8 protein-coding genes and 1 pseudogene are annotated in these 8,215 nt (G+C 38.7%); 6 read left to right on the top strand and 3 right to left on the bottom strand.

Going from position 1 to position 8,215, the window contains the following annotated elements:
- Positions 1 to 168 precede the first annotated feature (168 nt).
- The 5 genes and pseudogenes from ccoS to ttcA form a co-directional block, all read left to right on the top strand.
- Positions 169 to 318 (top strand): annotated as a pseudogene (gene ccoS, locus H5185_RS23490) (cbb3-type cytochrome oxidase assembly protein CcoS); the annotation flags it as partial.
- 128 nt (positions 319 to 446) lie between these two features.
- Positions 447 to 1,136, top strand: a complete 690-nt coding sequence (locus tag H5185_RS19890; RefSeq protein ID WP_182697356.1) for a sulfite exporter TauE/SafE family protein — start codon at positions 447 to 449, stop codon at positions 1,134 to 1,136.
- A gap of 337 nt (positions 1,137 to 1,473) precedes the next feature.
- A complete protein-coding gene (gene etrA / locus H5185_RS19885) occupies positions 1,474 to 2,223 on the top strand; it encodes an electron transport transcriptional regulator EtrA (RefSeq protein WP_124014868.1) in 750 nt (249 codons plus the stop codon).
- Positions 2,224 to 2,321: 98 nt separating this feature from the next.
- Positions 2,322 to 3,251: a universal stress protein UspE gene (gene uspE, locus H5185_RS19880; RefSeq protein ID WP_182742959.1), complete on the top strand. Its 930-nt coding sequence runs from the start codon at positions 2,322 to 2,324 to the stop codon at positions 3,249 to 3,251.
- A 90-nt stretch (positions 3,252 to 3,341) separates the two neighbouring features.
- Positions 3,342 to 4,286 (top strand): tRNA 2-thiocytidine(32) synthetase TtcA, encoded by a 945-nt coding sequence (gene ttcA, locus H5185_RS19875; RefSeq protein WP_124014866.1) that lies wholly within the window; start codon positions 3,342 to 3,344, stop codon positions 4,284 to 4,286.
- Between the two features lie 61 nt (positions 4,287 to 4,347).
- On the opposite strand, the gene H5185_RS19870 is transcribed toward ttcA, so the two are convergent.
- Positions 4,348 to 4,995, bottom strand: a complete 648-nt coding sequence (locus tag H5185_RS19870) for a DUF2987 domain-containing protein (RefSeq protein ID WP_182742958.1) — start codon at positions 4,993 to 4,995, stop codon at positions 4,348 to 4,350.
- Complete coding sequence (locus H5185_RS19865; protein ID WP_182742957.1) at positions 4,988 to 5,806, bottom strand: glucosaminidase domain-containing protein; 819 nt, start codon at positions 5,804 to 5,806, stop codon at positions 4,988 to 4,990. The genes H5185_RS19870 and H5185_RS19865 overlap by 8 nt, the downstream gene beginning before the upstream one ends.
- 268 nt (positions 5,807 to 6,074) lie before the next feature.
- Here H5185_RS19865 and yvcK point away from each other — a divergent pair, with 268 nt between their 5' ends.
- Positions 6,075 to 7,010, top strand: coding sequence for a uridine diphosphate-N-acetylglucosamine-binding protein YvcK (gene yvcK / locus H5185_RS19860; protein ID WP_124014863.1), 936 nt, complete (start codon positions 6,075 to 6,077; stop codon positions 7,008 to 7,010).
- Between the two features lie 109 nt (positions 7,011 to 7,119).
- Here yvcK and H5185_RS19855 read toward each other — a convergent pair.
- On the bottom strand, positions 7,120 to 8,215 hold a 1,096-nt coding region (locus H5185_RS19855; RefSeq protein ID WP_182742956.1), incomplete at its 5' end, for an amino acid aminotransferase.

Below are 8,215 nucleotides of genomic sequence, written 5' to 3'. Positions count from 1 at the left end.
AACCCAGCGCATCATTCATCAAAATCTTTTATGGGCTTTCGCTTATAACATTATTATTTTGCCCTTAGCGGTTACCGGACATGTTGCTCCGTATATTGCCGCTATTGGTATGTCTGTTAGCTCATTGATAGTGGTGAGTAACAGTTTACGCCTTCTTAGGATCAAATTATGAGTATCATTTACGTATTAATACCTATTGCGATGTTGTTTGTATTAATTGCAGTTTCAATTTTCTTTTGGGCGGTAAAGTCTGAACAATTTGATGATCTTGATAGACAAAGCGTGTCGATTTTATTTGATGAAGACAGTACCAACAATAAAGGTAACGTCAGTGTAACCAGTGATATCGATAAGCAACCATCAAACAGTGATACTCATATCGCTGCTGTAAAAAATAAGCCAGAACCCATGGCCTCAGACACTGCACATAAACCAGAGTAAAGCTTGTGATTGAATATAATCTTGGTGGTGCATTTATTGTTGGCTTAATGGGGGCTGCACATTGTTTTGGCATGTGTGGCGGATTAATTGGTGCTTTTTCAGCCAACATTCCCACTAATGGCCAAAGTCGCCTAGGCAATCAACTGACGTTTCTTTTTAGCTATAATCTTGGGCGTATTTTTAGTTATACCATCGCGGGGGCCATTGTCGGTGGCAGTGTGTCAGCCTTAGGTCATTTATTTGATGCCGATAGCTATTTAATATTCCTGAGAATTTTTGCTGGAGTCATGATGATATTGACTGGGCTTTATATTGCTCAGATATGGTTCGGCATTGTGCATATTGAGAAAGTGGGTAAATTGTTGTGGCAATATATACAACCGCTAACCCGTAAATTTATACCGATAACTCACCCGCTACAGGCTGTTATGGCAGGTATGGTTTGGGGCTGGTTACCCTGTGGACTGGTGTACAGCACACTCACTTGGTCTGTTGCATCAGGTAGCGCATTACAAGGCGCCTTGATCATGTTGGCGTTCGGTTTAGGCACTTTACCTGCTCTATTTGCTGCGGGTTTGGCGGCGAAAACCTTGGCGCAATGGGTACAAAAGCGTGCAGTGAGATTATTCAGTGGTGGCTTATTAGTGGTATTTGGTTTGCAAACACTTTACATCGCTTTTCAACAACTCATATAGTTCGGTCACTGTTATTTTATGATATTGTAACAGCCAATAACAAAACCACTTTAGCTGATACGCATTAGCAAAGGCTGAATTTAATTGTTATTTAAATCAATTGCTTGATGTGTGATTTGTACATTTAGTTACTGTGAAAATAAGATAATATAACAAGCATTAATGCGTAGATTGTTGTCAGTGAACTCGCAATTAATACACATTTTTATGACGTATTGAGAGCTAACATGGTGTGATAAATAGACTTCTGTTTACTAATATTACTCTATATCGTCGGAGTACCTTATTAGTTCAGAATGGTATAACATATAATTGTCTTCATAAATTGAGAATGGGTATGTCTTCAGATTTGATAAAAGCTCGTCCATCCACAACAGGTTGCGCCATTCATTGCCATGACTGCAGCATGGAAGCCTTGTGTATTCCTTTTACGTTAAGCAATGATGAGCTTGATAAACTTGATAACATTATTGAACGTAAAAAACCCATTCAAAAAGGTGACCTTATATTCAAGTCTGGTGACACACTTAAGTCACTGTATGCTATTCGTTCTGGTACGATTAAAAGCTATACCATTACAGAACAAGGCGACGAACAAATTACCGGATTCCATCTTGCCGGTGATGTGATTGGTTTTGATGGTATTCATGCCCTACGACATCAAAGCTTTGCGCAAGCATTAGAAACGTCAATGGTTTGCGAAATTCCTTACGATACCCTAGATCAGTTATCAGGCACTATGCCTAAACTACGTCAGCAAATCATGCGATTAATGAGTAATGAAATTATGAGTGATCAAGAAATGATCCTCCTACTTTCTAAGAAAAATGCCGAAGAACGTTTAGCCGCATTTATTAATAATCTTGCGAATCGTTTTGGTAATCGTGGTTTCTCTCCCCATGAATTTCGTCTCACTATGACTCGAGGTGATATTGGTAACTATTTGGGATTAACGGTTGAAACGATTAGCCGTTTATTAGGCCGATTCCAGAAATCAGGATTAATTGAAGTTAAAGGCAAATACATTTCGATTGTAGATCATGCAGCATTAAGTACTCTTGCCGGAAATGCGCGGATTGCCACTTAAATTAAATTTGTATGATCTATCTCATAGTTTATTCATTAGGAAACGGTAATACTATCAACAAATAAACAAGTAAAAAACTCAACAGCTTTGGAGGTTATATGAAGGATTATAAGAAGATATTAGTGGTGATTAATCCTACAACGGATCATCAACCCGCATTGGCACGTGCTGTTGAATTAGCGACAAGAAGTCAGGCAGATATTACTGCATTTTTATCTATTTTTGACTTCTCTTACGAGATGACCTCAATCCTATCTAGCCAAGAACGTGAAGCGATGCGTCAAGGTGTGATTGATCAACGTGTTGCTTGGTTAGAAAATGCGATTAGTGGTTTTAGTCAGTCTAATATCAAGATTAATACTGAAGTTGTTTGGCATAATCGTCCCTTTGAGAGCGTGATTAATCATGCAATGAAAGGTCAGTATGATTTGATTGTAAAAAGCACCCATGAACACGATAAATTAAAAGCTGTTATTTTTACTCCGACAGATTGGCATTTAATGCGTAAATCTCCAGTGCCTGTGCTGCTGGTTAAAGAACACGACTGGCCAGTTGAAGGCAAAATTGTCTGTGCCGTTAATGTGGTGAGTGAAGATGAAGATCATCAAACCCTAAACGGTAAAATTATTAACCATGCGCTTGATTTAGCTAAAAAGTTCTCTGCCAGTGTGCATCTGGTTAATGGTTATCCTGGTACGCCAGTTAACTTAGCCATTGAGTTGCCCGATTTTGATGCCAATGTGTATAACAACACTGTGCGTATGCAGCATGAACAAAGAGTCCAATATTTAGCTCAAGCTTATAATATTCCTCTTGAAAATTGCCATGTAGAAGAAGGTTTACCAGAAGATGTTATTCCTGAAATGGCAGCAAAGTTAGATGCAGAATTAGTGGTATTAGGTACTGTTGGTCGCACTGGTTTTTCAGCGGCATTAATTGGTAACACTGCAGAGCATGTTATCGACAGCATAAATTGCGACTTGTTAGCGATCAAACCCGATGGTTATAAATCACCTTTAGAAGATTAGTGTTCATTAGAATGGGTTAACTACTTTACCCTGACCTAGAATACTGGAATAATACGCGCCCTGAAACACTTGGTTACTGGGCGCATTTTTATGTCTGAAGTTGAAGTAGATACAATCGTTAAAAAAAATATTACTCGTATGAATAAACTGCAAAAGCGTCTGCGACATAATGTTGGTTCTGCCATTGCAGATTATAATATGATCGAAGATGGTGATCGGGTCATGTGTTGTCTTTCTGGCGGCAAAGACAGCTACACCATGTTAGATATTTTATTAAATCTTCAACAACGTGCCCCAATTAAATTTGAAATTGTGGTGGTTAATCTAGACCAAAAACAACCTGGCTTTCCGGAACACGTTTTACCAGCTTACTTAGATGAGATAGGCGTTGCTTATCACATTCTCGAAAAAGATACTTACTCTATCGTTAAAGAAAAAATCCCTGAAGGCAAAACCACGTGTTCTCTTTGCTCTCGTTTGCGTCGTGGTACTCTTTATGGCTTTGCTCAACATATTGGTGCCACAAAAATTGCATTAGGCCATCATCGTGACGATATTATCGAAACATTATTTTTAAATATGTTTTTTGCTGGCAAACAAAAAGCCATGCCACCTAAGCTCTTGTCTGATGACGGTGCCAATATCGTCATCCGTCCTTTGGCTTATTGTCGTGAAAAAGATATTCAAGAGTATTCGACACTGAAATCGTTTCCTATCATTCCTTGTAACTTGTGTGGTTCGCAAGAGAATTTAAAGCGTGGTGCCGTTAAAGACATGCTACAAATGTGGGACAAACAACATCCGGGTCGTCTTGAAACTATCTTTACTGCAATGCAAAACACCTCGCCATCGCAAGGTGTAGATCGTGAACAGTTTGATTTTGTATCACTAAAACGTAATCCAGATGTAGTTAACACTGGCGATGTAGCGGATGCAGACTTACCAGCGTTTGATTTTGTCGATATCAGTAATAATGGTCATATTAATTTAGACATCAGCAATCGAATCGATGTAGTGGCAACATTTAAACCCTAGTAAACATGTTAACGCTCGCGATTTAAATGAAAGGCGTTGATGAACATCAACGCCTTTATTATTAATGGGTCACCAGAGGGCTGATAATGCTAGGCTTTTGAGTAAATGAAATCTGTTTTAGCAGATTTATTTGTTCAACTGTTAAGGTATATTTTTCCTTAGCAATCGTTTCCACATCATCGATAACGACTTTCACTGTCTGGTTTTGCATATCTGTAAACTCAAACGATAATCCATTAATCGGTTTGCGGAAATACTTCATCGGGAAACCTTGTAAACCATCAAGCAGCTTATTCATATCCTCTGTTAAGGCTAACAGTTCAGTTTGAGTGAAACCTTGCTTGGTTTCTTTCGCTCTAACTTGCATGGCAATCGCACACTGTTTAGCCTCTCCAGCCACCTTAATATTGACTAACCCTCTATCAGACTTTAACTGTGGATCATAAGGAATAAATAATCGCTGTTGTTTACTATACGTTAATGGATATTGGTCATTCTCGGTAGTAATACTGCCTGACACTATGGTGCAATCTGGGGTGATTGGAACGCTAAATGCTAACTCAACTAATGGATAGTTTTGCTTATTGACTTGTTTTAATCGGTCATAAAAACCATTGTATTCTAAAGACACGGTTTCAGCGCTACTGCTGTTGATTAAAAAAATAGACGATATAAAAATAAATCCGTTAATTAACGTACGATTACGCATTCGCGTTATTCCCTTGTAGATATTGTTTATTGTGTTTTAGCATTTCGAGTAATTCATCAATGTACTCATCTTTTCGTTCTGAATAATTAATTAAGCCATAGACTAACTTTTCAGCTGTAGGCCTAACTTTCTGCGCACGTAAATCAGCACGAATTGACCGGAATACGCGATATGCTGGATGGGTATTTAAATTAATCATGTAGGCAATAATAGAATCTTTGGGTGAATCAAAAACTGCAACTTCATGAGTTTTGCCATCGGTTCTTGCTAATGGAACTAAACCACAACCTTCAGTGAAACACCATTGACCAAAAAAGTTAAACCCTTCGATAGCAAACCGGGAACTGCCCCACCCGCTCTCATTAGCTGCTTGTATTAGCACCATATCAATAGGAATAATATCGATGCGCTTTAACAATGGCGTCAAGGTATTACGAGTTAATGATTTCACGTCATATTGGTATTTGTTTAAAAGTGATGTAAGCCTATTATTATCCGCTTCACTTAATCCTAAACCATTATCATTTTGCTCAATAACAGCCAATAAAAATTGACGTTCGTGAATAATAATTTGATTTTGAGCTTCTATAGCAGGACGAAAATAATTAAAGAAAGTTTGTTTTTTAGTAGGAATATCACTTATTTCAGCAAACTTAGGTACTTTACCAAGGTCAATGTTACTTAGCTGCTGTGCTGCTGAGTCTACCGAGACCTGTGTCTGACTAGGGATAATCCATAGCCTAATTGCTAACAGTGCTAAAACGGCTAAGCCTAACGCAAATGTCACTTGACCTATAGTGCCTATTTTCAACAGTACCTGCCTTATCAAAATGCATTTTCAATTTATAAATATAATTAATTATAACCTTAAAGGTCGATAGGATACAGTAAAGCACTTTTGTGATTAGCGTGATCCAAATCTGAGAATGACATTTGTGATTGTCTCAGATAGCAAAACCTAAAAATAATTACACTTTAATGACCATATACAGTTAAAATTAATCGACAGTGACAACGGGGCAGTGTTTCATTAACTGCGTATCGTTTTATTCAACAACTCAAGGACTTGAGCTAAAATTATGTTGAATCAACAACTCAATAATTATCATCATGTTGTCGCCATTGGTGGCGGACATGGATTAGGCCGTATTCTAGCTGCATTATCTTTTTTAGGCCCAAGATTAACCGGCATTGTTGCCACCACTGATAATGGCGGTTCTACCGGACGACTTAGACAGGATCAGCAAACTATCGCCTGGGGCGATTTACGTAATTGTCTTTCACACCTTGCATCACGGCCTTCGTTAGGTTCGATGTTGTTTGATCATCGCTTCACCGGCGACAATGAACTTTCTGGGCATAACTTAGGTAACCTGGTGTTACATGCACTCGATCAGCTTTGCGTAAGACCTCTTGAAGCGGTTAATTTAATTCGAGGTTTACTTAAAATTGAAACCCAAATTATCCCTATGTCTGAAGCCTCGACTCACCTTGTTGCGCTGTCCCATTGTGGTAACAAAGTGTTTGGAGAACTCAACGTTGATGGCATGAGTGAGGCACCGATTGCTTTATCATTAGAGCCCGAAGTAGAAGCCACTTTTGAAGCATGTAGCGCTCTAGCAAAAGCGGATTTAATTATTATTGGTCCAGGCAGTTTTTTAACCAGTATACTTCCACCTTTATTACTGCCACAAATTGCCAAGAGCATTCGTGACTCCAACGCACATGTGATGTTAATTGATAACTTAACCGCGGAGTACTCACCTGCAAGTACTTTTAGTATTGAAGATAAAATTGCTTGGTTCAATCAGGTAATAGGTAAAAAAGTCATTGCTGATGTTATTCAGCATGGTAAAGAAATTGATCTTTATCACTCAAATATCGACGGTGTTCGTTTTAATTGTTTCCCATTAGTCAGTCAACATCATCCTGGGCTTCATGATAAATTGGCATTAGCGGCAGCGATTGGCCAAGTTTGCGACTTACACCATAAACCGGTTGACTGCATAGCCTAAGTTCAAGTGGCCTTTGTTGCTGAGTTATAGTGACCTTGTAATGTCACTATAAAAAGGCATAAAAAAGGGCTACTTAAAGTAGCCCTTTTTGTGTCTCATGCATTCAATGCTAGATAACTTGTGCAATCGCCTTACATACTGCAGCCATATTATTTTTTGTTAAGCCTGCGACGCTAATACGACCAGAACCGACAATATAGATAGCAAACTCATCTTTTAAACGAGCCACTTGGCTTTTGTTTAAACCAGAAAAACTGAACATACCATTTTGGCGCGAGATAAAACTGAAATCTTGTTGTACGCCTTCAGATTTTAAACTCTCAACAAACAAAGTGCGCATTTCGGCAATACGTTCACGCATCAGAGTTAATTCGGCTTGCCATTCTTGACGCAGTGCAGCATCAGATAAAATGGTGCTAACGATTAAACCACCGTGTGCCGGAGGATTAGAATAATTTGCGCGAATGGTTTTTTTAATTTGGCTAAAACTTGTCACTGCATCTTGTTGAGTTTCTGCAACTATAGTTACCGCGCCTACACGCTCATTGTATAAACCAAAGTTTTTAGAAAACGAATTAGCAATTAATAACTCTGGTACCACAGCGGCAACGGCACGCAAACCTTGAGCATCTTCTTCAATACCTGCCCCAAAACCTTGGTAAGCAAAATCAAATAACGGCAATAATGATTTTTCTAAACAAATATTAGCTACTTGTTGCCACTGCTCCAACGATAAATCGATACCGGTTGGGTTATGACAGCAACCATGGAGTAATACTACGTCACCAACATTTGCAGTGGATAAATCGGCTAACATCGCATCGAAATCCATATCGTGGCTTTCAGCTTTATAGTAACGATATTCTTTAACCGTTAATCCAGCTGTTTCGAAAATATTTTGATGATTCGCCCAAGTAGGATTACTGACCCAAATGGTGGTTGAGCCAGTATTTCGAACTAAAAATTCTGATGCTACTCGTAACGAACCTGTTCCACCAGGGGCTTGAGCTGTAACCGCACGTTTATCAGTAATAATAGTGCTTTGAGGTCCAAACAATAATTCTTGAACGACCTGATTATAGGCTTGCACACCTTCAATACCCAGGTAGTTTTTTGTCTTTTCGGTTTCAAGTAAAATGGCTTCAGCTTTTTTTACAGAAGATAGAATCGGCGTTTGCCCTGCTTCGTCTTTATAAATACCTACC

The organism is Shewanella sp. SG44-6, from assembly GCF_014164185.1.
GTDB classification, from domain to species: Bacteria; Pseudomonadota; Gammaproteobacteria; order Enterobacterales; family Shewanellaceae; genus Shewanella; species Shewanella vesiculosa.
The sequence above is the reverse complement of the archived record's forward strand: the minus strand, read 5'-3'. Positions and strand labels throughout refer to the sequence as shown.

What these genes read in the sequence shown, in the direction of transcription:
- etrA (WP_124014868.1), top strand. Translation starts at nt 1,474, where the DNA reads ATGTCTTCAGATTTGATAAAAGCTCGTCCATCCACAACAGGTTGCGCC.
- uspE (WP_182742959.1), top strand. Translation starts at nt 2,322, where the DNA reads ATGAAGGATTATAAGAAGATATTAGTGGTGATTAATCCTACAACGGAT.
- ttcA (WP_124014866.1), top strand. Translation starts at nt 3,342, where the DNA reads ATGTCTGAAGTTGAAGTAGATACAATCGTTAAAAAAAATATTACTCGT.
- H5185_RS19870 (WP_182742958.1), bottom strand. Translation starts at nt 4,995, where the DNA reads ATGCGTAATCGTACGTTAATTAACGGATTTATTTTTATATCGTCTATT.
- yvcK (WP_124014863.1), top strand. Translation starts at nt 6,075, where the DNA reads ATGTTGAATCAACAACTCAATAATTATCATCATGTTGTCGCCATTGGT.